This window comes from Siminovitchia terrae (assembly GCF_003605405.2).
GTDB classification, from domain to species: Bacteria; Bacillota; Bacilli; order Bacillales; family Bacillaceae_C; genus Siminovitchia; species Siminovitchia terrae.
In genome coordinates, this window is the sequence record NZ_QYTW02000020.1 from 21,882 (window position 1) to 45,617 (window position 23,736).

The window sequence follows — 23,736 nt, forward strand, 5'->3', positions numbered from 1 at the left end:
ACCTTATAGTTATCAAAATTGATATTCAGGGAGTGTTGACAATCATATATGATAATATATACTATAGTTTATATGATATTTCAGTCATTTCTCTATCTTTCCCCATTTTGCAATTAATGGAATGTAAGCGTTTTTGACTATGAGGAGGAAACAAAAATGTTAGGAATGGAAGATTTTATGATTGTTTTGGGATGGATTGGTACTGTGATTTCTATGGTCGGCTGTGTTGTATTCGGAGTCATCATGTGGAATAAAGGGGCGGATTCAGAATGAATTATCCTGTTCTTGCTGCCTTGTTTCTCGTTTACATCGGTATTATGTCAGCGCTTGCTTATTACGGCTATAAGCAGACAAAAACAGAATCCGATTACCTTGTCGGTGGACGCAGCATTAGTCCGACAGTCATGGCCCTTTCTTATGGAGCGACCTTTATCAGTACATCTTCGATCATCGGGTTTGGCGGCGTTGCTTCTCTATATGGTTTCAGCCTGCTTTGGCTAGCACTTTTAAATATTGTTCTTGGAGTCGGGGTAGCGTTTGCCGTATTTGGGACAAGGATCCGTAAGCTGTCCCTCGAATTGGATTCATACACATTCTCGGATTTGCTCGGAAAAAGATACAACTCTAAGTTTCTGACCATTTTTTCCGGAGCCATGATTTTCCTGTTCATGCCTGCGTATACAAGTATTGTCTTGATCGGCGGCGGACGATTTTTGGAAGAGACTCTCTCGATGAATTTCAATGTGGCCCTTTTGATTCTTGCCATGATTGTTGGTGTGTATGTCATTACAGGTGGAATTAAAGCCGTAATGTATACGGATGCATTTGCTGCCATCGTCATGCTTTTTGGAATGATTATTTTCTTGGTGACGACGTACAAAACCCTTGGCGGAGTCGAGGTAGCTCATAATGCTTTGACTGCAATGAAGGATTTGGTTCCGCAGAATCTCGTTGAACAGGGTCACCAAGGCTGGACTTCGATGCCTGCTTTCGGTTCTCCACTTTGGTGGACAATTGTCAGCACCATCATCATGGGTGTAGGTATCGGCGTTCTTGCTCAGCCGCAGTTGGCCATGCGCAGCATGACAGTCAAGGATAACCGTTCACTTTACCGTTCTGTCCTTGTCGGGGGGATTTTCATATTCTTCATGACAGGTGCAGCCTATATGATTGGCCCGCTGACAAACGTCTATTTTCAGGAAACGGCCGGAATGCTGGCCATTGATGCAGCAAAAGGAAATGTTGATTTGGTCATTCCAACGTTTATCAATTCACTGATGCCTGATTGGTTCATTTACTTGTTTACTTTGACATTGCTCTCGGCGACTATATCTACAATCAGTTCATTGATCCATTTGCAAGGCTCGGCTTTTGGAGAGGATATTTTAAAAAATATGGGCTTTCAATCCCTATTTGGCATGAGCCTCTCTCGTTTGGGCGTGTTGATCGGTATTGTGGCGGCGGTTGTCCTTGCTTACATCATGCCGGCTGGGGTCATTGCCCAGGCAACAGCCTTCTGGTTCGGGATTTGTGCGGCCGGGTTTTTGCCCACATTGATTGGAGCTCTTTTTTGGAAAAAATCGACCAAGGAAGGCGCGGTGGCCAGTACAATTACAGGGTTTGTTGTCAGCGTTTTTGGTTTTCTGTTTTTGCATCAAAAAGAAGCTGCGGCACTTGGAGTTTCCAAAGCAATTTTCGGCAAAACCACTTTGCTCGGATTTCCATGGACATTTGTCGATCCGATGTTTTACGCTCTTCCCTTATCGACGATTGTCTTTATTGCAGTAAGCCTCGCAACAGGCAAAAAACAACAACTCAAAGCAGGCTCTTCAGTTTCAGACCATACCGCCTCTTGACCTTAGGGGTCTGACCCCCGTTACGTTAAAGCGTTAATGCTTTAATGTGATGGGGGTCAGACCCCTTTATTTTATGACATTTTTTTAAAAGGTATATTAAATGTTTGAATCATTCCATTAACATTGCTATGGTTAGGCATGTTGAAAAAATATCGCATCGATCTCCATTTATGGAAGGAGAGAAATCATTTTGTGGAGTAAAGTCTCAAGTGTTTTTTGGGTATCGGCTGCCATTTTGATGGTCGCTGTCGTTTTCGGTGTGGCCGCCCCTGACCAATTTGAGGCAGCTACATCAAATATTGAGTCAGTGATTACCTCAGGTTTTGGCTGGTATTATTTAATTTTGGTCACGGTCATTGTCGCATTCTGTCTTTTTCTTATCTTTAGCCCAGTGGGATCCGTGAAGCTGGGGAAGCAGGATGATCAACCCGAATATTCCAAGCCGACATGGTTTGCCATGCTATTTTCTGCGGGCATGGGGATCGGGCTTGTTTTCTGGGGATCAGCCGAACCTCTTTCCCATTATGCGGTTGCCCCTCCTATGGCTGATCCAGGAACGGATGCCGCAATCAAAGAATCCATGCGTTTTACATTCTTTCATTGGGGGATCCATGCCTGGTCTGTCTATGCTTTGGTTGGCCTCTGCCTTGCCTATTTTAATTTCCGTAAAGGACGACCAGGTTTGATTAGTGCAACGCTCAGTCCCCTCTTGGGAAAATATGCCCACAGCAGGCTTGCGATGCTCGTTGACATCATCGCCGTTGCTGCAACCGTTATCGGGGTAGCAACAACCCTTGGATTCGGAGCTGTGCAAATTAATGGAGGGCTTGCCTATCTGTTTGGAATCCCGCACAATTTCACTATCCAGTTGATAATCATCCTCATAGTCACCGCCTTGTTTATCATGTCAGCATGGTCAGGCTTAAGCAAAGGGATCAAATATTTGAGTAATACAAATATGATTCTGGCCATTGTATTGTTGGCGCTCGTTTTTATTCTGGGTCCCAGCTTGTTGATCCTGAATTTGTTTACGGATACGATTGGAGCATACGTGCAAAACATTATTCAAATGAGTCTTAGGATTGCACCGCTTAATGAGGGCAATCGTGGATGGATCAATGACTGGACAATATTTTATTGGGCTTGGTGGATTTCATGGGCTCCGTTCGTCGGTATCTTTATTGCCCGTGTCTCCAAAGGAAGGACGATACGCGAATTCATGATTGGTGTCTTAATCCTCCCTGTCATCGTCAGTTTCATTTGGTTTGCTGTCTTTGGAACAACTGCCATTGACATTCAATTAGCTGGAGCCGTCGACTTGACAAAATATGCAACAGAAGAAGTGCTTTTTGCTGTCTTTAATGAAATGCCATTTTCGGCCATTCTATCAGTGGTCGCTGTCATTTTGATCGGAATTTTTTTCATTACATCTGCCGATTCAGCTACCTTTGTTCTTGCCATGCAGACATCTTATGGCTCCCTGACCCCGCCAAACAGTGTAAAAGTGGTTTGGGGATTTTTCCTTGCTGCGATGGCCTCTATTCTTATATATAGTGGAGGGCTGCAAGCATTGCAAAACGCGCTCATTATTGGAGCGTTCCCTTTTTCAATGATTATGATACTAATGATGCTTTCCATTTACAAAGCGCTTCGTCAGGAGCGGAGAGAGTTGGAGCTTCAACGAAGGAAAAGAGCTTAATGTAGAGACCGGCTGCCACACAGCCGGTCTTTTTAAATGCAGCCATCCAATGAGTGGGTATGAAGGCGCTGTACTCTTTTTTGGATAGGGAGACTTTATAAGAAGATTAGAGCGCATGGCCGCCGTTTCAGCTGCCTGCGCTCCAACCTCTCTCTAGACTATTTTTTATATCGCTTATGGATGTTGTTTTGTTTATAGGTAGGCCTTGAAAATTCTTCTACCTCCATGGATAAAGCAAGATATCTTTTTTCAAACAGGTCGGCAAAGTGCTCTTTAATCATCTCAAATAGTTTGTCGCACGCCTTCGTCAGCTCTTGTTCGGAGCGGCCGCCTCCGATTTTCAATGCGACATGAACAAATGCATCGTCTTCTGATCCATCCGCGACAAAATAATCCTTCAATTCGATAGCCCGTGAACGAATTCCTGCAATCGGAAAGACACCGCCGCTGTCGATGAGGGACTGGTTTATTTTTTTCAACAAGGCTTCAATATGGGCTTCCTCTTTAATGTTGTCCGTGTATTCAACGATGACATGAGGCATCTAAAATCCACCTCCTCAGTTATTTGACTGCGCTTTTTTCAGGACTGCTTTTGATGGAAAAAGCTTCATCTCCAACAATTGTATTTTTCAGCTGGCCTAGCCCTTCAACTTCTGTGATGACTTCATCACCAGGAACAACGTCCACTGTTCCTTTTGGTGTTCCCGTTAAAATGATGTCATTTTCATCCAATGTCATAAAGCTGCTCAGGTATTCAATCAGGTAGGGAACGTCGAAAATCATATCCTTTGTTGTTCCTTCCTGCTTCAGGTCACCATTCACATAAGTACGGAGCTTCAGATTCATCGGATCTTCGATATCAGCAGCGTCCACGAACCACGGTCCCAGAGGTGTACATGTATCGCGGTTTTTCACCCGAAGATTTGGACGATAATAGTTTTCGAGATAGTCCCGGAGGGCGTAGTCGTTCGCGATGGTATAGCCTTTGACGTAATCGTAGGCATCTTCACGCTTCACACTTTTGGCCTTTTTCCCGATTACAACTGCCAGCTCGCACTCATAGTGCATATATGTAACGTCTGCCGGCCGGCGTGTCTGTGCATTATGGCCAATGAATGTGTTTGGCCCTTTTAAAAAGACCAACGGCTCTTCAGGTGCTTTAAAAGCAAGCTCACCAGCATGGTCGGAATAATTCAATGCCAGAACAAATGTGGTTCGCGGTTCGATTGGCGGAAGCCATACAACTTCATCTTCGGAAACAACCCGGCCATCTAAAAGTTCAAGTTTCCCGTCCTTTTCAACAACATCGTGCACCGCACCAAAGCAAGCTACCCGTGCCTGTTTCATGATGCATAACCTCCTTCAGCCAGCTTTTCCTCAGATACAACCCTGTTCACCAAAACGCCGATTCCATCAATTTCAATGCGGATTTCATCACCGTCTTTTACGCGCGGCGGCTGATCTGGAACACCAACAAGCAAGACATCGCCTTTTCGAAGGGTCATAAATTCAGTCACATCTTTTAGTAAAGTAGGAATTGAACGGATCAGATTCTTCGTATTATTTTGCTGCTTCAATTCTCCATTGATGTACACGCGTGTTTCCAACTGCCCCGGGTCCGTCACGTCGTCCTGGGAAACGATCCACGGCCCGACTGGGCAGAATCCGTCGCGTGCTTTCTGCTTGATTGCAGGGCGGTAATAACTTTCATGAGGAATGCTGACATCATTCGCAATCGTGTACCCCTCAATGTATTCGTACGCATCATCCGCATTGATGCGAGTAGCAGTTTTTCCAATCACGACCGCAAGCGCTGCGCCGACCACAAGCTCTTCCTCCCTTTTCGGAAGCGGAATGGGTTGATTACAACCTGACAATGTGTTGGCAGGCTTGATATATAAAATCGGAGCTTTCGGAGGCTGCTTATAAGGCGCCTCATTGAATTGCCCTTTTAATTCATTGTATTCTCCCTGATAGTTCAACAACACGCCATAAATGGTTCCTGTTACGGGCGGATTCCAGGATACGTGTGAAACAGACTGTTTTTGTCCATGCAATTCAACCGTTGCTTCAAGTGGATTTACCTGAATCTCATCCCAAACGCCAAGCCCTTGCAGGCTCGCTTTCACAAGACTCATATTATCACTCCTTATTTTTTTCGAAAAAATACTAATTAGACTTCGTTTTTACCCCAAATAAGGTTCCATAGCCCCTCTATGATTCACCGCTTCAACGAATAAAGAAGCGGACACGCCTTCCCTTACTACGAGTTCAATGCAAGTTCTTTCGCATATACACAGGCTCCGACAGAAACATCCCGTCCGTCTTCCAAAAAATCATGAAGACGGGCGGGACCCCTTATCAAATGCGCCTTGGCGTATTTGCGCCCAGATTTTATCGAGCTTCACTCGATAAATTTCCTCTAAAAATCTGTGGCATCCGCCGAAGGCTTTGACTTTATTCAGCCGGGGTTTGAACCCCCACTGAATGGAATACTAATATGCTTTCATCTAACAACTTACAGAAGTGGGAGACTTCTGCTGAATGAAGTTAAACAACCTTTCTATATTTACCCTCGAAGAATCCGAGCGCTTCCCCATCTGTCACGCGAAGGTCGGTCACTTCACCAATGTATAGCGTGTGATCTCCTGCAATCACGGATTCGTGAACATTGCACGTCAGGTTAACAAGCGCATCTTTGATGACTGGCATTTCGTTGAATGTATCGAACCCCACGTCCCTCTCTTCTTTGATCTGGCCGGCAAAATAAGCAGACAGGTCCTGCTGTCCCTCATTTAACACACTGACGGCGAATTTTCCGGACTCTTTGATGAGTTGGTTCATGTTCGCCTTTTCTCCGATGGAGATGAGGACGAGCTTCGGGTTCAGGGACACTGACATAAATGCGTTGGCTGTCATGCCGTGAACATTTTCCCCAACCTTTGTTGTGATGACTGTAACTCCCGTTGCGAATTTCCCCATTGCTGTTCTAAACAGACGATCGTCCATTCCGCTCTCCCCCTTTTTTCTTTTTCCCTGTGTCTTATATCACAAATTCAGGCTTCCGCTGGGCAAGTTTCGGTTTCTTCGTCGGCACTTCCTTGCTGCTGTTGACATCCAAAACAACAGAGGCTTCGTTGAACCAGCTATCTGGCGCTGCGTGTCCCCAGAATGTCTGGCGCATCGGGTCATCGATATCCCAGCGAATTGGTTTGAAATCCGGGTCACTTGTCAAATAGTCGCCGCTATAAAATTCGATTCGGTGTCCATCCGGATCTCTCAAATACAAGAAAAATGCATTGGACAATCCATGACGTCCTGGCCCTCTTTCAATGCTTTTTCCGTACCCAGAAGCTGCCAGCACATCGCACGCATGAATTAATGCGAGTGGATCAGGAAGCCAAAAACCAATATGGTGCAGTCGCGGGCCCACACCGTTCATAAATGCCTGATCATGAACAGTCTGCTTGCGATGCAGCCAGGTTGCCCAAACTTTGCCTTCTTTCGTATCCGTATACTCCGAGCAGGCAAAGCCCAAGTCTTTCATGTAGAAGTCCTGAGCCTTTTCCACATCTTCTACCATACAGTTAAAATGGTCGATCCTTTGAACGCGTGCCCCTTTATACAGGTCATAGCGCTGAAGGAGACGTTCCACATGATCCATTTTGGCAAAGAATTCGAGAGGCAGGCCCGAGACGTCCTGCACACGAAGTGTACGTCCCAGGGAATGTTGTTCCCCTTCTTTCATCCATTTCGTCTGAAATCCTTTTGCTGTAAAAAATGTATCCAGCGCATCCAGGTCGTCGTCAGAAGCCACTTTATAGCCAAGGGCTTCCACTGCTGGCTTTTCAGCTTTTTTCAAGTGGATGCTGTGATGATTATGTTCTTCCAATCCTCTCAAATACAGATTGTTTGAATCTGATTCTGTTTCAATAAAGCCGAGTGTATCAACATAAAATTTTCTAGATGCTTCGAGGTTAGTTACATGTAGGACTGTACGTGCGCAACGAATGATATTAAAGTCCATCAGATTTGCCCCCTTATGCTTTTATAAAATGCGGCTTGGAGGAAGGTTCCTTTTTCAGAAACTCTGAGATGAAGTCTTTATATTGATCTTTTTCGTAACCGTCGAAGTATGTCATACCCATGCGGATCGGATCTCCAAAGAAGTAGTACTCATAATGTGCCTGCCTTGCACCAAATGCACTCAAAGTCATATCCCATGCCAATCTGAACAGTTGGACACGCTCGTAACCATTGAGATTTTTGCCTTGGAGTCCGCGGTCAAGGATCGCTCCGATATCTTCGTTTTCGAAGTCAGACTGTGTTGGTATCCCCATCAAGCCAGATGCGCCAAGTATACGGACGATTTCGACAAGGCGTGGGTAGATGCGCGGATACCAGTTCCGTGCTGCATCAAGTGCCGCAAAGTCCGGCGTCATCATGCCCCATTTATCGATTTGTGCATTATGCTCTGCTTTGTACATGTGTGAACGCATTGTTTCGAGTACAAGCATGATCTCAGCGCCCTTATCCTGTACATGCTGGAATTGATCGATTCCGATTGCATCCATGATGCTAAGTGCAACACCGAGAATGAACTCCGTTTTCACGATGTTCTTAGAAACAACTTGGTGCGACATATGGACAACAGCGTTTGTTTCTTTGAAAGTCCTATTGCAGAGGCTGGCGTTTCCGCAAACGAATACGCGCTCCCAAGGAACAAATACGTTATCGAATGATACAATCGCATCCCCTTCTTCAAAGCGGGAAGCAAGTGGATGATCCCAGCTAGACTTACCATAGTCAAACGCCTCACGGCTAAGAAATTTCAAGCCTTCCGTATTGTTCGGAATTGCAAATGCAAGAGAGTATGGATCATCCTTCGTATCAGATCTGTTTACTGTGGATGGAAAGACAATCAATTCGTCTGTGATGCCGCCTTGTGTTGCCAGCAAACGGACACCATCAACAATGATTCCGTCGCTTCTTTTTTCCACAAGGTGGAGGGCAACGTTTGCATCCTTCTGCTCTGCCTGTGCTTTTGCACGGTTTACTTGCGGATGGATCAAGGTATGAGTTAAGCTCAAGTCGTTTTCCCGCGCATATTCATAGTATTTCCTTGAGTTTTCGGCAAAACGAGGGTCTGCTTCTGCGAAGAAGTCAGCTGCAGCACCTGTTGCCATGATTTCAGCATTCATATAGTCTGGAGCGCGTCCCATCATCCCGCCTGAAGTGCGTGCCCACTCCTGGATTGCTTCGCGGCGTGCAATCAAATCATCAATTGTTTCAGGAATTTTATAAGTCATGCCGACTTTGTCTCCAGTTGTTGGAGAAGTATAAAGCATTTTCTCAGGTTTTTCATATTGCAGGTCATATAAGTTTGCCATAGACCTTGTTACGCCCTTGAACGCAGGGTGCTCCGTGACATCGTCAACCCTTTCGCCATGAATGTAAATGTTGTTGTTCGCTTTCTTTAGTCGTTCTAAGTACTCTTTCCCTGTTTTTGCTGGCATTTAGATTCACTCTCCTTATCATTATTTCCCGAATTGCGGAATGTGGTGATCGCCGATGGCGACATGAATGACTTTCGGTTCTGTATAAAATTCCAGGATGGCATAATGTCCGCCTTCGCGTCCGATACCGCTGGCTTTCGTCCCGCCGAATGGAATTCTGAGATCGCGAACATTTTGGGCATTGATCCACAGCATTCCTGCTTCGACTGCTTGCGCTACGCGATGTCCTCGCTTGATGTCGTTCGTCCAGACGTAGCCAGCAAGGCCATATTTGACATCGTTTGCTGCTGCGATCACTTCTTCTTCTGTTTCAAACTCAATGACAGCCATAACCGGTCCGAAAATTTCTTCCTGAGCGACTCTCATATCGTTTGTAGCATTTAAGAGCAAGGACGGAGGTACATAGTTGCCAGCTTTAAACTCCTCTGGGACTGTACCTTGGATGACTTCGCAACCTTCTTCTTTGGCAATTTCGATATAGCTTTTCACTTTTTCAAAGTGGCCTTTGTCAATAAGTGGTCCCAATTGGGTAGAAGAATCCATCGGATCGCCGACCTTGATATTTTGTACTCTTTGTTTTAGCGCCTCGACGAATTTGTCTTTGATATTTTTGTGTAAGAATACTCTGGAGTTCGCTGTGCATCGTTCTCCATTAAAGGAGAACAATCCCCATACAGCCGCATCGAGAGCGCGGTCAAAATCAGCATCATCAAACACGATCAACGGTGATTTTCCACCAAGCTCCATGGAAGTCTTTTTCAACGTATCGGCCGAATTTTTAATAATGACGGATCCTGTCACAGTTTCCCCCGTAAAGGAAATCGCTTCCACGTCAGGATGAGCTACGAGAGAAGCTCCCGCTGTTTCCCCGAATCCGTGGACGATGTTGAATACACCTTCAGGAAGCCCTGCTTTTTGAATGATTTCAGCCAGTTTGTTTGCCGTAAGCGGTGAAAGTTCCGCCGGCTTTAAAACAACTGTGTTCCCGGTCGCAAGCGCTGGTGCAACTTTCCATGTTGTTAACATGAACGGTGCATTCCATGGCGTAATCAATCCGACAACACCAAGCGGATTATACACTGTGTAGTTGACGAATTCGCTTCCTTGCATGTAAGCTTCCCCGTGCAGCTTTATTTGCACCATGCGAGAGTAGAAACGGAAATTCTCCGCAGCACGCGCCGCCATGTTCCGTGTCTGTGCGATTGGAAGTCCTGTATCCAGTGATTCAAGATAAGAAAGCTCCTCGGCTTCTTCATCAATCAAATCTGCAATTCTTTCAATATATTTCATGCGCTCGGAAACTTTCATTTTGCCCCAAGGGCCTTCCTTGAACGCTTTTTTAGCGGCTTGAACAGCCTTTTCTATATCTTCTTTTCTTCCCTCTGCTACACGGTTGATCTTCTCGTTTGTAAATGGACTTGGATTATCGTAATAGGCCCCGCTTTCAGCTTCTGTGAATTCGCCATTGATAAATAAGGTTATATCGGACTGCTGAGTATGTTCACGAACTTTAGCTTGTTCTGCTGTGTTTTGTGCCAAAATATTCACCTTCCTTTAAGTTTCCCGTTTCGGGGGCGAGTTCGCAGGAACTCGCTTTCACTTCAGCTTCGGCAGACTGGAGGTAGGCCACCGTCGGCACAGGATAGGGCACCTGGAGGCGGCCCACAAGCCGAATCCCTGTACTCTTCTTATTTTCCCTTGCTGTTCAAGACACTTTAAAGATATGAAATTAGTTCCTCACTTCGTCTTTAAGTTCAATTCCGTAGTTTACGAGGACCTCACGAAGTTCTTTTTGCAAAGCTTCTGAAGGGATATCCATTGGTTTGCGCAATACCGGCTTGATTTTGCCCATCATGCCAAGAGCTGCTTTGGCCACTGCGGGGTTTGTGTCCTTGAACAGGATGTCGTTCAGTTCCATCATTTCAAAGTGCATATCTTGCGCTTTTTTCACGTCGCCTTCTGCCCATGCGTTATAGATTTCGGCTACAGGTCCCGGTGCAACGTTGGAGGTGGCGCTGATGTGTCCGGCTCCGCCGATCGAAAGCATCGGGTAGCAGAGAAGCTCGATTCCGGAATACAAGTTGAAGTCGCGGCCCACTTTTAGGAGCACACGGTTCACATGTTCAAAATCTTTGTTCGCTTCTTTGATTCCAATGATGTTCGGGCAGTCTTCCGCAAGACGCTTGATTGTTTCAACTTCAAGGTTTACTGCTGTTCTACCAGGGATATTATATAGGATGATTGGAATATCAACAGAGTCAGCAACCGTTTTAAAGTGCTTATAAAGTGCATGCTGGTTCGGTTTGTTGTAGTAAGGAACGATGACCATGGCGCCGTCCGCACCCATTTCCTGTGCAGCTTTTGTAAGTCTCATTGTTTCGTTGTGGTTCGTGGATCCTGTTCCCGGAACGAAAGGCACACGTCCTGCGACCGCTTTCATTGCAGTCTCCATAACAATCTCTCTTTCATCCGTGGTCAAGGAGCTGGGCTCACCGCTTGTTCCTGTTACGGAAATTCCGTGGCTTCCACTTTCAATCTGCCAGTCAATCAGACTTTTAAACGTTTCCAAATCAAGGCTTTCATCTTCATTAAAAGGAGTAACTACTGGAGCAATCGACCCTTTGAGTCTTTCTTTTGCTTCTTTAAACGACATATTCATCATCCTCCTATATAAAAATTATTTTAAATGCTGATTAATTTTCTGAACAATTAAATCATATATGATTACATATATTATGTCAAACACTTTTTGAACAAAGGTTTTAGAAACCGCTTTCATTATCTTTTTAAAAGCAAGAAACAGGTTTTTAGTTTCTGTTTCTTAACTCTCCGATGTATTTTCCATTCTTATAGAACGTCGTCTTTCAAAATCCTCCGCTGTACGGAGTTTGTGCATTCGAACCAATTCCTCAATCTTTTGCGGATCTGCCTTCTTTTCAAGTAATGAAATGATTTCTTCATGTTCCTTGATCGACTCTTTTACCCTTACAGAATACAGCGTTGATCCGATTCCCCTGATGGAGTCCAAGCGTTTCCATAGATTTTGAATACTTTCAACCAAAACCTTATTCGTGCTTTCCTCATAAATCAGATGATGAAACTCAGTATTCAAATTGGCAAACGCAATAATATCAAAATCCTCTAAAGCCTCCTTCATCTGTTTATTTTTTTCTTTCAGCTTCATGATCTTGGCTGCCGGGAAGTTTTGTGAGCAGGATGCCACTACATACCCCTCAAGCACAGCAAGAACCTGCAGGCTCTCGTAATATTCGGACTCATTGATAGATGAGACAACAGGTCCAATATTGTGCTTATACTCAATCAGTCCCTCTGCCTCAAGCTGGCGGATCGCTTCCCTGATCGGAATGGAACTCGTCTGTAATTCCCTTGCCAGTTGATCAATCACAATCCTTTGTCCTGGTGCAAAAACCTTTTCTACAATCCTTGACTTAATAATCCGATAGGCTCTTTGTTGTTTATTCTCTTTCTTCATCATACATTTATCATATGTAAAATCATATATGAAGTCAAGTGGGGGTCTGACCCCCACCGCTTTAACGCGATAAATATTCCTCCTCCTGCTCTCGCTCAATAAAGTGTCGGTAGTGTTTTTCAGGAGGGTCAGGGAAGTACGATAGCGTGCGATTTTTTTCAATGTATGGGTTATCCTGAGATGAAAAATAGGCAAAACAACTACTCCATTTATATTTTTCGGGGGAAGAGACTATGTTGGCTTCAACAGGATTTAAATGAATATATTTGCTCACTTTGAGGAAATAATTTTCTGAGAGAATCAACTTTGATCCATAGCGGCCTTGGAATAAATGGCCATCCAGTAAATGTCTTCGGTTAAAGTAAATAGCGTACCGGGAATTGAGTCTTTGCATGATATATTTTGGGTGGTGATCTATTGTTTCCAACTGGAGATGAATGTGGTTAAACATGAGGCAATAGGAATGGAGTATACAAGGAAACTCGGAGCGGACTTCTTTAAATATTCCAAGGTAAGTAAGACGATCCCTATCATCATAGAAAATTGAAGAACGTCGATTTCCACGTTTTGTTATATGGTAAACAGCGCCGGGAAACCAAACTCTTGTTTTTCTCGCCATAGGCAGCACCCCTTATTAGTTTAATTTTTATAGCTATTTAAGGCTATTCGACATCTTTCAGCTTATTCCTCCTTCATATTCGATTCTCTATTATGCGGTGACGCATTAACGCAACGGGGGTCAGACCCCTCAAAAAGACCCCTCAAAAAGACCATCAAAAAAAGCGCCTCAGCGCTTTTTTATCAATGTTTATTCACTTCTACTTCCTCTTCCTCTTCCACTTTCTCCTCTTTGAAGACTTCGATAAAGTGGATTTGGTGTCCGTCCAATTCTGTAACTTTAAAAGCAAAGTCATCGGAATGAAGAGTCTCCCCTTCCATCACATCAAACTTCTTAGATAAAATCCATCCGCCGAGCGTATCAACGTCTTCATCAGAAAGATCGGTTCCGAGAAGGTCGTTGACATCCGGAATCAGGACTTTTCCGCTGAAAATAAAGTGGTTTTCTCCTACCTTTGTTATATCTTCCACTTCATCTGTATCAAATTCGTCCCGGATCTCCCCGACAATTTCTTCTACTATATCTTCAACCGTGACAAGACCCGAAGTTCCACCGTACTCATCAAGCAGGATCGCCATATGTGTATGTTCCTTCTGCATTTTAAGCAGCAAATCCCGGATCGGGATTGTCTCAATCACATGGATAACAGGCTTGATAAATGCTGATATTTCCAGTTCGCTGTCCGATTCCCTATTTTTAATTTGCTCCAGCAAAATATCTTTAATATTAATAAGCCCGATAATATTGTCCTTATCACCTTCATATATCGGGTAACGTGTGAATTTTACGTCCTGGATGACATTTACCCAGTCTTCAATTTCTTCTTCTGTTGAAAAAGAGATCATTTCCGTCCGCGGTACCATGATTTCTTTGGCTACCCTGTTATCGAACTTAAAAATGTTTGTTACGTATGTCAGCTCAGATTGATTGATCTCACCGCTTTTAAAACTTTCAGACAGTATAATTCTAAGTTCTTCTTCGGAATGGGAGACTTCATGTTCCGATACCGAATGAAGACCGAAAATTTTCACCAGTAAGCGGGCAGAACCGTTGAGCACCCAGATGAAAGGAAACGCGATTCGGTAAAACAAAATCAACGGCTTAGCAGTCATCAAGGAAATTTCCTCTGCTTTTTGAATCGCCACTGTTTTTGGAGCTAATTCACCAACGACTACGTGTAAAAAAGTGATGATCAGAAAAGCAATTGTGATGGAAAGCATTTGGGTGACAGACGGTCCAAGCCCCCATTTTTCAAACAAAGGGTCGAACAACGATTTAACTGCTGGTTCACCCAGCCAGCCAATTCCAAGAGCTGTAAGCGTAATCCCAAGCTGGCATGCTGATAAATATTCATCCATATGTGTAATAACATGCTTTACTGCCTTAGCCCCCGGCTTTCCTTCTTCTATCAGCTGGTCTACACGGCTGCTTCTAATTTTTACAATAGCAAATTCTGCTGCTACGAAAAAAGCGGTCATTGCAATTAATAGTGCGATTAAGAGTAAACTGGCAACGTCCAAATAGTTCGCCTTTCAAAGAAAGGCGTACACCTCCCAAGAATTAAGATTGCCTGTCGGCCTGATGGCCGAACACACTTTTATAAAATATTATACTATACGTTTTCTCAAGTTCATATATTAAAACAATCACATTTTTCTACGAGTGCGTTGTAAAAGTGAAAAATAACGCGTCTATTATAAGAGTGGACAAGTCTTAAAGGCCGCATTCGGAAATCTCCTATTTTCTTTCTCGACTTTTCCATGTAAAATAAACCCATTGATTTGAAAGTGAGGAAATAATAGAAATGAGCATCTGGGAATTCATTGTCGCGTTAATATTGGGATTTGTTGAAGGCATGACCGAATTCGCTCCTGTTTCGTCGACAGGCCATATGATCATCGTGGATGATATTTTATTAAAGTCAGCAGAGCTGCTAAAATCCCGGGAAGTAGCCAATACGTTTAAAGTGGTTATCCAATTAGGATCCGTTCTAGCGGCGGCCATCGTTTTTTGGCAGCGGATTCTGAGCTTGTTCGGGATTCGTACGGCAGATTCTCCCGTACCTGATGAGGGCCATTCTCGTCTTCGATTAACGCACATAATCGTCGGATTGATTCCAGCCATCATACTGGGATTTACACTAGAGGATTTTATTGATACATACCTCTTTTCTGTAGAAACGGTATTGGTCGGCCTCGTGGGAGGAGCGATTTTAATGGCGGCAGCTGATTGGAAAGCAAGATCAAGTTCATCAGCCAAGGAAAAAACAAACCTTGATGACATCTCCATTAAACAGGCTTTTTTGATCGGCCTATTCCAATGTATCGCATTATGGCCAGGCTTTTCCCGATCTGGGTCTACCATCTCAGGCGGGGTCTTGCTGGGATTGAAATACCGTGCCGCTGCGGATTTTACTTTTATCATGGCGATACCGATCATGTTCGGGGCAAGTGCTGTCTCTTTATATAAAAAAATGGATGTTCTGACAGTGGATGTCATTCCATTTTTTGTGGTCGGATTTATCAGCGCCTTTGTTTTTGCCTGGCTGTCCATCCGCTTTTTCCTAGCTTTGATCAGCCGAATCAAATTGATGCCTTTTGCGATTTACAGAGTTGTGTTAGCCGCAGTCATTTTGGTAATTTATATAAACATCAAATAAGGGTGCAGAGAATAAAGCTGTACAGTAAGTCAGAAAAACTGATGACCTGTACAGCCTTTCTGTGCTGGTATTCATGCCTACGCTGATGGCAACCACAGACGACGCTCATAGCAACTCCTGTGGAATCTAGAACGAAGACATTATGGTAAAGGTTATAATAGCTGTAATGTGATGAATTCCCATTGTTCTTTTTGTCATTTCTTTCCCCTCCAATCTTCTAGCGGAGCATTATGGCTTCATCTTTCTCCCCATCAATTCACAATTAGCAAAATTACCATTAATTAGCATACTGCGAATTCGAGGTAAATGCTCAAAAAAACCTATAAATTCTGTGCGTAATGTCCTAACTTTTTTAATTGTTCAATCATAACCTTTCTTCCGTCGTTAAACCTGCACATGTCTCTTTAATCGCCAATTTATGTTCAGTGAAAACAAATCTGTCCCGGCTTGGGTAATAGTGGTATAGGTGATACGTCAATCTTTTGGACAAGTTTTCTCTGTATTATTTTTTTCTTTTCTAGCTTATCCACTACATAAGTAATGCTGCTTACAATCAATACCTTCTCACCAATTTTTGTATTGGCTGTTCACCTTTACTATATATCATTCCAAGAACAGCAAATTCAGTTGGATTTCATCCAATGACTTTATATCTTCTTCCACACGTTTCTTTATTGAATTTAAGCCCTCGATCAAATGCGCCTTGGCGTATTTGCGCCCAGATTTTATCGAGCTCCGCTCAATAAATTTCCTTTGAAAATCTGTGGCATCCGCCGGAGGCTTTAATTTTATTCAGCCGGGGTTTGAACCCCCACTGAATGGAATACCAATATGCTTTCATCTCACCACTTACTGAAGTGGGAGACTTCTACTGAATGAAGTTAAAACAATAAATAACCTCAGGGATAGTTTGATCTTGAGTTTTATCATCCATCAATACCATTCCTTCATAGATTAATTTGTTACATTTGTTAACCCATTTTTAAGGTTCATAATATATTAGCACGCGCTGCAATTCGTAGTAAGTTTTTCCGTGACTTCTTCAATGTTCTAGGAAAAATAAAAGGCCTGAACAATGTTACCACGATTCAGACCTTTTACTAGCTTATTTCTTGCCGCCTGTTGACCTTACGCTTCTTTCCTTGTCTGTTGCGCCTCTAAATCTATTACATGTTCCTTTCCTTCTCTTTCGCTGCTTTTCATCAAAATAAGCTCGTTATTCAATCCTTTATAGGTTGAGTAACACATGACTAACATCATAACGGATAATGGGACAGCTGCTGCGACGAGTGCAGATTGCAGCCCTTGCAATCCTCCTGTCACAATAAGAACAATTGAAATGCCTGCAATGACGGCTCCCCAAATGATTTTTGTCCTAGTTTTTGGATTGGGATTTCCATTTTCACTGATCATGCCCAAAACGAAGACTGCCGAGTTTGCTGATGTAATAAAGAAAACCAATACAAGCACCATTGCGAGGATGCTTAGAAAAGCACTCATTGGAAAATACTCGAAGAATTTAAATAAAGCAGAAGTAACATCTGTAGATACAGCATTTGCAAGTTCTGTCGCGCCATCAATCTGGATAAGGTGAATAGCAGACCCTCCCATGACCGCAAACCAAAAGAATGAACCAACTACCGGAATGAACACTGCTCCCATCATGAATTCCTTAATTGTACGCCCTTTTGAAATTCTGGCAACGAAGCTGCCCACGAGTGGTGCCCATGCAATCCACCAGCCAAAGTAAAACAATGTCCAACTCGCGATCCAAGACCCATCATTATAAGGTTCTGTTCGGAAAGACATGCCTATGAAATTTTGTGCATAATCTCCGACTCCTTGGAAAAATATTTTAAAAATACTTTGAGTCGGCCCAAGGAACAAGATTAATCCAAGTAAAGCAAACGCCAATAACATGTTTAAATTCGATAAATGCTTCATTGCGCCTTGAAGGCCTGATACTGTAGAACCTACGTAAATCAATGTAACAGCCAGAACGATGAATATTTGCACGCTAAAATTAACAGGTAATCCCCAAAGGACGTTTACCCCGCTGTTTACTTGCAGTGTTCCGAAACCCAGGGATGTTGCAATTCCAATCACAATGGAAAGAATGACAATAATATCAATCGTTTTACCAAATTTTCCACGAATTTTATCTCCCACTAAAGGGTAAAAAACTGAACTTAATGAAGCAGGAAGCTTTTTTCTATATTGGAAAAAGGCAAGAGATACCCCTACCAGTGCATAGCATGCCCATGCTGATACGCCCCAGTGTAAATAAACAAACTGCATGGCAAGTTTAGCCGATTCCTCTGAAGAACCTTTCCCAAATGGAGGGTCAATATAATAGGATACAGGTTCAGCCACTCCCCAAAATACTAAGCTGATCCCAATTGAAGCACTGAATAACATTCCAACCCAAGTAGCTGTTTTATATTCCGGGCGATCAGAGTCTTCTCCTAATCTAATATGACCAAACTTTGAAAGCCCTACATACATACAGAAAGCAAAAAATACAAATACGCTCCCTAAGATAAACCATCCCAAATTATTATAAATAAACGATAACGATGTAGTGGAAAATTTCTCCACTTGCTTTGGAATAAAAACACCAAGACTAATCAAAAATAGACTGAAAGCTAATGAGATATAAAAGACCGCTTTCTTTCCCTTCATATTAACACTCCTATTGTTTTTATATACTCCCTCTTATCAAATGAAACCCAGAACAGATTTGTAAGCGTTTTCCAATGAATCTTTAGATATAAAGAGTATAGGTAAGTTTTTTTATCAGACAGGAATAAGTATCTGTTCCTGTCTGAATATTTCCTTATCCTAATACTTTCCCCTTAATTTGGGAAGTTACAATTTCCACCATTTTATCTCCAACTTCGGAAGTAGTAGCCGTTCCTCCCATATCAGGTGTAAGCAGCTCTTTTGTAGAAAGTAACTCTTCAATTCCAGAGACAATTACTTCTCCATACTCTTCATATCCAAAGAAATCTAGCATTTGGCTAGCAGACCAAAAAGTTGCCAAGGGATTGCTCAAATCTTTCCCGGCTATATCAGGAGCTGATCCGTGGACAGGTTCGAACATAGATGGATATTTTCTTTCCGGATTGATGTTGGCGCCTGCGGCAAGTCCAATGCCACCGGCGATAGCTGCTCCAACATCCGTTAAGATATCACCGAATAAATTGGACGTCACGACGATTTCAAATCGTTTCGGATCAGTTATCATCAGCATCGCTGCCGCATCAACGAGATAAGAGGCTGTCTTTACTTCTGGATAATCCAGGCTTACTTCTTCAAACACTTCGTCCCAGAAAACCATAGAATAATTTAAAGCATTCGCTTTTGAAATGCTCGTAAGCGTCTTTCCTTCCCTTCTAGCGACTTCAAAAGCATAACGAATGATGCGCTCCGTCCCCTTACGGGAAAATACAGCATTTTGCAATACAACTTCGTTATCTTGGCCCTTGAAAAGCCAATCACCAGCCCCAGAGTATTCTCCTTCGGTATTCTCACGGATGAACAACATATCGATATCATCGTTCTTAGTATTCGCTAAGGCTGAATGAGCTCCACGCAATAATTTAACAGGACGAAGATTAACGTATTGATCAAAGCTTTTACGAATCACCAACAGCAAGTCCCATAAAGAAATGTGGTCAGGTACGCCAGGAAAACCGACTGCCCCTAAATAAATTGCGTCAAATTCCTTTAACTGATCAATCCCATCATCATCCATCATTTTTCCATGTTTTGTGTAAAACCTGCACCCCCACGGAAAGTATGTGAAATCAAATTTGAAGCTTGAATCAAGCTCAGCTATTTTATTTAATACTTTAACACCTTCATTGATGACTTCCGGACCGATCCCGTCACCCGGGATCACCGCTATTTTATATGTTTTCATACCAGTCCCTCATTCTTAGCTTTGGTTCCAAACAACTAATTTCATTTCCTTCATTTCTTCTACTGCATATTTAACGCCTACACGGCCGGTTCCACTGTTTTTTACTCCTCCGTATGGCATTTGATCCACTCTAAATGTCGGCACATCGTTGACAATACCCTGCCAACATACAGTTCATTTACTGCTTTCAGGGCATTTTTTATATTGTTTGTATAAATTCCAGCCTGAAGTCCGAAACGGGAATCATTGACATAGCTGACAGCTTCCTCAACAGACCCTACTTTATTTATAACAACCACTGGTGCAAATACTTCCTGACAAGATACTTATCAAATGCGCCTTGGCGTATTTGTGCCCAGATTTTATCGAGCTCCGCTCGATAAAATCTGTGGCATCCGCCGGAGGCTTTGACTTTATTCAGCCGGGGTTTGAACCCCCACTGAATGGAATACTAATAGGCATTCATCTCACCACTTACAGAAGTGGGGGATTTCTGATGAATGAAGTTAAACGGTGTAATCGCTCCTATCACTCCAATGAGTTCTCTTACTGTGTAGCCAAAACGGCCTGTGCTGCTGCATCAAATGGAATCGTTTCTCCATGAATTCTTTTTACTTCTTCAGCGGAAATTTTATAAGTCTCTATTGTTCTCGCTACTTCAGCTCTGGCAAAAGCAATAGGTTCTGCTGACTCCAAAGCTATGATTCTTGCTGCCTCATCTGCTTTATCACTTAGAATAGAGGCAGCCTTTTCCAATATTTCTGCCCGCTCAAAAGCAGTCATTTTGCCAGTGATTGAACGCGCTTTACTGGCGCTAGTGATTTTTGCTCCTTGCTCGCCGTCGCAATTTGGGCGATCTCTTCACCGGAATTTGGAGAATAGAGAGGCGTGTAGCTTGATGCTGCAACCCGCTCGCCATTGATGACTAACGACTTTTTTTCTGATTTCACTCCGCTTCCAACATTATTTATCGATAGCCTCCAGTACCATTTCATGAAACTGTACAATGGCTTGTTCAGAAGAAGAATATCTACCGCGCTCAAAAGCACGTGAACGGAACCCGATCTGCTCTAACTCAACAAGATCTATGTCCTCCTGGCGAACTTGCTCCGCAAAGGCTACTAAGTCTTTTTCATCCTGAGTCAATTCCTCATCACGGAAATAATACGTATAAACAATCAACGTATTTTCATGATCTATTGGTTTTAATTGGATCGTAGCCATATTTCCCGGTCCAGGATAGATTGTTAACATCAAGTTTGGCCATAACCAATAGAAGGAACCTCCTTGCATTTCTGCTTCATCCAATTCTACAGAGCCGTAATTCTTATCTGGCTTCACGCTTGAAGCTTGAACAGAATAGTTCTCACAAGTCATGATTTGGTATGCGTTCATATCCAATGTAGCAATAAAGCTAGGGTGTGCTACATGACAGTGATCACACTCCAAATAGTTATCCACAAACGCTTTCCAATTCGCTTTAAGATGCCTTGTTTTTACGTTTGTTCTTTTTAATTCGCCCAAGAATGGAAATTTGCTTAAACGCTCGAAGAAGTCTCCATAGGATTCGGCCAATGGCTTAGCATCGTCATCCAAGTTTACAAAAATAAGCGATTCCAAAATTTCCATTCGGACCGGGCGCAAACAGGCATCTTGGACACAGGCTGCATCCTCTCCTCTAAAGTTAGGTGTCTTATTCAGTTTTCCGTCTAGCTTGAAAGTCCATCCATGATATCCACATTGTAAAATTCTTTTTTTACCAGATTCATTTTGTTCCAGTTTTGTAGCACGATGAGGACAAACGTTATAGAAGGCCCGGATGACACCGTCTTGTCCGCGGACCACAATAATCGGTTCATTTGCGACTTCCGTTGTAAAAAAAGATCCTTCCTTCTCCAATTGGCTGACGTGGCCCACTTTTTGCCACGTTTTTGAAAAAATGACGTCCATTTCTTTTTCTAATACTTTTGGATCAGTGTATTTATCATAAGAGAGTGTTCTTTCGAATGTACGATTTGACTTGTTAATTACCTTGTTATATGCCATGAAAAATTCCCCCTGATTTTATCGTTATCAAATGCGCCTTGGCGTATTTGCGCCCAGATTTTATCGAGCTTAAGCTCGATAAATTTCCCCTGAAAATCTGTGGCATCCGCCGGAGGCTTTAACTTTATTCAGCCGGGGTTTGAACCCCCACTGAATGGAATACCAATATAATATGCATTCATCTCACCACTTACAGAAGTGGGAGACTTCTGCTGAATGAAGTTATATAATACATAAAATTCAGCTAGCCTTTTCAGCTTTGCCAAATGGTTCCTCAGAAACTTTGATCGAGCTGGTTGGACATCCATCATGTGCATCCTCTAAGTCATCTTCAAATTCCTCCGGCACTTGGCACTCTCCGGAATTGTTGTCTAAAATTACGTAAGAGATTCCCTCTTCGTCATAATCAAAGATGTCTGGTGCTGTTTCTCCGCAAGCCCCACATGCAATGCAGGTCTCTTGATCTACCCATGTGTATTTCGCCATCAGAAAACCTCCTGTTTGTTGACACTTAATATCAAATGCGCCTTGACGTATTTGTGCCCAGATTTTATCGAGCTTAAGCTCAATAAATTTCCTCTAAAAATCTGTGGCATCAGCCGAAGGCTTTAACTTTATTCAGCCAGGGTTTGAACCCCGCTGAATGGAATACCAATAGGCATTCATCTCACCACTTACAGAAGTGGAAGACTTCAGCTGAATGAAGTTAAAATTTTATCTTTGCTTTCCATCAATGTTGTGCTGTGGACAGCCTGTACTTTCGCGGTCGGATCAATATAAACTTTCGCATTGCTCACTGCTGTTGGTGCTTCACCGAAACCGCTTGCGATCAGCTTGACCTTTCCTTCATACGTGCAAATATCGCCTGCAGCATAAATACCTGGAATATTTGTTTCCATTTTGGAATTGACGACAATTGAATTTTTGCTGATTTCTAGTCCCCAATCCTTAATCGGGCCAAGTGAAGAAATAAACCCGTAGTTAACTAATACAGCGTCAGCCTTCAATTCAATTTTTTTATCACCCTTGGCTTCTGTAACAACCACTTTTTCAATCTTTTCATTGCCAACAAGCTCAGTCGGTACATATGGAGTTAAAACTTCCACCTTTGATTTCATCAATAAATCCACACTATGCTCATGTGCTCGGAATTTATCTCTGCGATGAACGATTGTGACTTTTTTAGCAACCGATTCCAACATCAAAGCCCAGTCTACCGCGGAATCTCCTCCACCAAAAACAACCACTTCTTGGCCTTCGAATTGTGCTAAGTTTTGAACGGAGTAATGAAGATTCGTTCGCTCAAATTTTTCTTCACCCTCAACTTTCAATTTCCGAGGCTGAAAGGCACCGTTCCCTGCTGTAATGATCACAGCTTTGGAATAATGCGTTTCTTTGTTCGTCGTAATAGCAAACAGCTTTTCATTTACCCGAACGATACTTTCAACGGACTGATTCAGACAAGCTTTTGTTTCAAACTGGTTCACTTGCTCCAATAAGTTATTAATCAATTCCTGCCCGCTGACTTTCGGAAAACCAGCAATGTCATAAATGTATTTCTCTGGATATAATGCAGACAGTTGACCACCCAATTGCGGTAGACTTTCAATAATTTTTACCGAAGCATTGCGCATCCCCGCATAAAAGGCAGTAAATAGCCCGACGGGCCCTCCCCCAATAACCGTGATGTCATAATCCTCTATATGTGTTTCCATAAGCAAGCCTCCTTTTATCTAACTGAAAAGGTATTCTTTTTTAAAATCTTAAGTTTATTTATTGCAACTACCATGCCACCTTTTAAAAAACGTGTAAGGTTCAGCTAAAATAAAAAAAATAGGTGCAAAATTCTTTTTTTTGAGTTATATTAAACTCGAAATTAACGGAGTGTTGAGTTAAGTTTGATTCATTTAAAAAAGGGGGGCT

22 protein-coding genes and 2 pseudogenes are annotated in these 23,736 nt (G+C 42.9%); 4 read left to right on the top strand and 20 right to left on the bottom strand.

Going from position 1 to position 23,736, the window contains the following annotated elements; translation table 11 throughout:
* The first annotated feature begins 156 nt into the window (after nucleotides 1–156).
* The 3 genes from D5F11_RS27935 (at nucleotide 157) to D5F11_RS17385 (ending at nucleotide 3,555) form a co-directional block, all read left to right on the top strand.
* Nucleotides 157–273 (top strand): symporter small accessory protein, encoded by a 117-nt coding sequence (locus D5F11_RS27935; protein WP_342776046.1) that lies wholly within the window; start codon nucleotides 157–159, stop codon nucleotides 271–273.
* The gene (locus D5F11_RS17380) at nucleotides 270–1,856 is read left to right on the top strand and encodes a sodium:solute symporter family protein (RefSeq protein WP_120117340.1); all 1,587 of its coding nucleotides are present in this window, start codon (nucleotides 270–272) and stop codon (nucleotides 1,854–1,856) included. The genes D5F11_RS27935 and D5F11_RS17380 overlap by 4 nt, the downstream gene beginning before the upstream one ends.
* A gap of 190 nt (nucleotides 1,857–2,046) precedes the next feature.
* Complete coding sequence (locus tag D5F11_RS17385) at nucleotides 2,047–3,555, top strand: glycine betaine uptake BCCT transporter (RefSeq protein ID WP_120117339.1); 1,509 nt, start codon at nucleotides 2,047–2,049, stop codon at nucleotides 3,553–3,555.
* A gap of 158 nt (nucleotides 3,556–3,713) precedes the next feature.
* Here D5F11_RS17385 and D5F11_RS17390 read toward each other — a convergent pair whose 3' ends face one another.
* From D5F11_RS17390 to D5F11_RS17440, 11 genes are all read right to left on the bottom strand, one after another.
* The gene (locus D5F11_RS17390) at nucleotides 3,714–4,097 is read right to left on the bottom strand and encodes a 5-carboxymethyl-2-hydroxymuconate Delta-isomerase (RefSeq protein ID WP_120117338.1); all 384 of its coding nucleotides are present in this window, start codon (nucleotides 4,095–4,097) and stop codon (nucleotides 3,714–3,716) included.
* A 19-nt stretch (nucleotides 4,098–4,116) separates the two neighbouring features.
* Complete coding sequence (locus tag D5F11_RS17395) at nucleotides 4,117–4,902, bottom strand: fumarylacetoacetate hydrolase family protein (RefSeq protein ID WP_120117337.1); 786 nt, start codon at nucleotides 4,900–4,902, stop codon at nucleotides 4,117–4,119.
* Complete coding sequence (locus D5F11_RS17400; RefSeq protein WP_120117336.1) at nucleotides 4,899–5,693, bottom strand: fumarylacetoacetate hydrolase family protein; 795 nt, start codon at nucleotides 5,691–5,693, stop codon at nucleotides 4,899–4,901. The genes D5F11_RS17395 and D5F11_RS17400 overlap by 4 nt, the downstream gene beginning before the upstream one ends.
* 412 nt (nucleotides 5,694–6,105) lie before the next feature.
* Nucleotides 6,106–6,564 (bottom strand): flavin reductase family protein, encoded by a 459-nt coding sequence (locus D5F11_RS17405; RefSeq protein WP_120117335.1) that lies wholly within the window; start codon nucleotides 6,562–6,564, stop codon nucleotides 6,106–6,108.
* 34 nt (nucleotides 6,565–6,598) lie between these two features.
* A complete protein-coding gene (gene hpaD / locus D5F11_RS17410) occupies nucleotides 6,599–7,582 on the bottom strand; it encodes a 3,4-dihydroxyphenylacetate 2,3-dioxygenase (RefSeq protein WP_120117334.1) in 984 nt (327 codons plus the stop codon).
* A 13-nt stretch (nucleotides 7,583–7,595) separates the two neighbouring features.
* Nucleotides 7,596–9,071 (bottom strand): 4-hydroxyphenylacetate 3-monooxygenase, oxygenase component, encoded by a 1,476-nt coding sequence (hpaB, locus tag D5F11_RS17415; RefSeq protein WP_120117333.1) that lies wholly within the window; start codon nucleotides 9,069–9,071, stop codon nucleotides 7,596–7,598.
* Between the two features lie 21 nt (nucleotides 9,072–9,092).
* On the bottom strand, nucleotides 9,093–10,553 hold the full coding sequence (gene hpaE / locus D5F11_RS17420; RefSeq protein ID WP_373316092.1) for a 5-carboxymethyl-2-hydroxymuconate semialdehyde dehydrogenase: 1,461 nt from the start codon (nucleotides 10,551–10,553) through the stop codon (nucleotides 9,093–9,095).
* A 247-nt stretch (nucleotides 10,554–10,800) separates the two neighbouring features.
* Entirely contained in the window at nucleotides 10,801–11,724 is a 924-nt protein-coding gene (hpaI, locus tag D5F11_RS17425; RefSeq protein ID WP_120117332.1) for a 2,4-dihydroxyhept-2-ene-1,7-dioic acid aldolase, read from the bottom strand.
* Between the two features lie 168 nt (nucleotides 11,725–11,892).
* Entirely contained in the window at nucleotides 11,893–12,564 is a 672-nt protein-coding gene (locus tag D5F11_RS17430) for a GntR family transcriptional regulator (protein WP_120117366.1), read from the bottom strand.
* A 61-nt stretch (nucleotides 12,565–12,625) separates the two neighbouring features.
* Nucleotides 12,626–13,183: a transposase gene (locus D5F11_RS17435; RefSeq protein WP_120117331.1), complete on the bottom strand. Its 558-nt coding sequence runs from the start codon at nucleotides 13,181–13,183 to the stop codon at nucleotides 12,626–12,628.
* A gap of 182 nt (nucleotides 13,184–13,365) precedes the next feature.
* The gene (locus tag D5F11_RS17440; RefSeq protein WP_120117330.1) at nucleotides 13,366–14,703 is read right to left on the bottom strand and encodes a hemolysin family protein; all 1,338 of its coding nucleotides are present in this window, start codon (nucleotides 14,701–14,703) and stop codon (nucleotides 13,366–13,368) included.
* A gap of 284 nt (nucleotides 14,704–14,987) precedes the next feature.
* Here D5F11_RS17440 and D5F11_RS17445 point away from each other — a divergent pair, with 284 nt between their 5' ends.
* On the top strand, nucleotides 14,988–15,842 hold the full coding sequence (locus D5F11_RS17445; protein ID WP_120117329.1) for an undecaprenyl-diphosphate phosphatase: 855 nt from the start codon (nucleotides 14,988–14,990) through the stop codon (nucleotides 15,840–15,842).
* Nucleotides 15,843–16,162: 320 nt separating this feature from the next.
* Here the strand turns inward: D5F11_RS17445 and D5F11_RS27530 are convergent.
* The 9 genes and pseudogenes from D5F11_RS27530 to D5F11_RS17485 form a co-directional block, all read right to left on the bottom strand.
* Nucleotides 16,163–16,586, bottom strand: a pseudogene (locus D5F11_RS27530) (MarR family winged helix-turn-helix transcriptional regulator).
* Nucleotides 16,587–16,970: 384 nt separating this feature from the next.
* Nucleotides 16,971–18,524, bottom strand: coding sequence for a BCCT family transporter (locus D5F11_RS17455; protein WP_120117328.1), 1,554 nt, complete (start codon nucleotides 18,522–18,524; stop codon nucleotides 16,971–16,973).
* A 154-nt stretch (nucleotides 18,525–18,678) separates the two neighbouring features.
* Nucleotides 18,679–19,767 (bottom strand): tartrate dehydrogenase, encoded by a 1,089-nt coding sequence (locus D5F11_RS17460; protein WP_120117327.1) that lies wholly within the window; start codon nucleotides 19,765–19,767, stop codon nucleotides 18,679–18,681.
* A gap of 15 nt (nucleotides 19,768–19,782) precedes the next feature.
* Nucleotides 19,783–20,093 (bottom strand): annotated as a pseudogene (locus tag D5F11_RS17465) (aldehyde dehydrogenase family protein); the annotation flags it as partial.
* Between the two features lie 220 nt (nucleotides 20,094–20,313).
* On the bottom strand, nucleotides 20,314–20,550 hold the full coding sequence (locus tag D5F11_RS28195) for an aldehyde dehydrogenase family protein (protein WP_425470843.1): 237 nt from the start codon (nucleotides 20,548–20,550) through the stop codon (nucleotides 20,314–20,316).
* Nucleotides 20,547–20,717: a hypothetical protein gene (locus D5F11_RS28200; protein ID WP_313432869.1), complete on the bottom strand. Its 171-nt coding sequence runs from the start codon at nucleotides 20,715–20,717 to the stop codon at nucleotides 20,547–20,549. Before D5F11_RS28200 ends, D5F11_RS28195 begins: the two co-directional genes overlap by 4 nt.
* 13 nt (nucleotides 20,718–20,730) lie before the next feature.
* Nucleotides 20,731–21,813: an aromatic ring-hydroxylating oxygenase subunit alpha gene (locus D5F11_RS17475; RefSeq protein ID WP_120117326.1), complete on the bottom strand. Its 1,083-nt coding sequence runs from the start codon at nucleotides 21,811–21,813 to the stop codon at nucleotides 20,731–20,733.
* 240 nt (nucleotides 21,814–22,053) lie between these two features.
* On the bottom strand, nucleotides 22,054–22,299 hold the full coding sequence (locus tag D5F11_RS17480) for a ferredoxin (protein ID WP_120117325.1): 246 nt from the start codon (nucleotides 22,297–22,299) through the stop codon (nucleotides 22,054–22,056).
* A 206-nt stretch (nucleotides 22,300–22,505) separates the two neighbouring features.
* Nucleotides 22,506–23,528 (bottom strand): NAD(P)/FAD-dependent oxidoreductase, encoded by a 1,023-nt coding sequence (locus D5F11_RS17485; RefSeq protein ID WP_120117324.1) that lies wholly within the window; start codon nucleotides 23,526–23,528, stop codon nucleotides 22,506–22,508.
* Between the last annotated feature and the right edge of the window lie 208 nt (nucleotides 23,529–23,736).

What these genes read in the sequence shown, in the direction of transcription:
- D5F11_RS27935 (WP_342776046.1), top strand. Translation starts at nt 157, where the DNA reads ATGTTAGGAATGGAAGATTTTATGATTGTTTTGGGATGGATTGGTACT.
- D5F11_RS17380 (WP_120117340.1), top strand. Translation starts at nt 270, where the DNA reads ATGAATTATCCTGTTCTTGCTGCCTTGTTTCTCGTTTACATCGGTATT.
- D5F11_RS17390 (WP_120117338.1), bottom strand. Translation starts at nt 4,097, where the DNA reads ATGCCTCATGTCATCGTTGAATACACGGACAACATTAAAGAGGAAGCC.
- D5F11_RS17395 (WP_120117337.1), bottom strand. Translation starts at nt 4,902, where the DNA reads ATGAAACAGGCACGGGTAGCTTGCTTTGGTGCGGTGCACGATGTTGTT.
- D5F11_RS17400 (WP_120117336.1), bottom strand. Translation starts at nt 5,693, where the DNA reads ATGAGTCTTGTGAAAGCGAGCCTGCAAGGGCTTGGCGTTTGGGATGAG.
- D5F11_RS17405 (WP_120117335.1), bottom strand. Translation starts at nt 6,564, where the DNA reads ATGGACGATCGTCTGTTTAGAACAGCAATGGGGAAATTCGCAACGGGA.
- hpaD (WP_120117334.1), bottom strand. Translation starts at nt 7,582, where the DNA reads ATGGACTTTAATATCATTCGTTGCGCACGTACAGTCCTACATGTAACT.
- hpaB (WP_120117333.1), bottom strand. Translation starts at nt 9,071, where the DNA reads ATGCCAGCAAAAACAGGGAAAGAGTACTTAGAACGACTAAAGAAAGCG.
- hpaI (WP_120117332.1), bottom strand. Translation starts at nt 11,724, where the DNA reads ATGTCGTTTAAAGAAGCAAAAGAAAGACTCAAAGGGTCGATTGCTCCA.
- D5F11_RS17430 (WP_120117366.1), bottom strand. Translation starts at nt 12,564, where the DNA reads ATGAAGAAAGAGAATAAACAACAAAGAGCCTATCGGATTATTAAGTCA.
- D5F11_RS17435 (WP_120117331.1), bottom strand. Translation starts at nt 13,183, where the DNA reads ATGGCGAGAAAAACAAGAGTTTGGTTTCCCGGCGCTGTTTACCATATA.
- D5F11_RS17445 (WP_120117329.1), top strand. Translation starts at nt 14,988, where the DNA reads ATGAGCATCTGGGAATTCATTGTCGCGTTAATATTGGGATTTGTTGAA.
- D5F11_RS17455 (WP_120117328.1), bottom strand. Translation starts at nt 18,524, where the DNA reads ATGAAGGGAAAGAAAGCGGTCTTTTATATCTCATTAGCTTTCAGTCTA.
- D5F11_RS17460 (WP_120117327.1), bottom strand. Translation starts at nt 19,767, where the DNA reads ATGAAAACATATAAAATAGCGGTGATCCCGGGTGACGGGATCGGTCCG.
- D5F11_RS28195 (WP_425470843.1), bottom strand. Translation starts at nt 20,550, where the DNA reads ATGACTGCTTTTGAGCGGGCAGAAATATTGGAAAAGGCTGCCTCTATT.
- D5F11_RS17475 (WP_120117326.1), bottom strand. Translation starts at nt 21,813, where the DNA reads ATGGCATATAACAAGGTAATTAACAAGTCAAATCGTACATTCGAAAGA.
- D5F11_RS17480 (WP_120117325.1), bottom strand. Translation starts at nt 22,299, where the DNA reads ATGGCGAAATACACATGGGTAGATCAAGAGACCTGCATTGCATGTGGG.
- D5F11_RS17485 (WP_120117324.1), bottom strand. Translation starts at nt 23,528, where the DNA reads ATGGAAACACATATAGAGGATTATGACATCACGGTTATTGGGGGAGGG.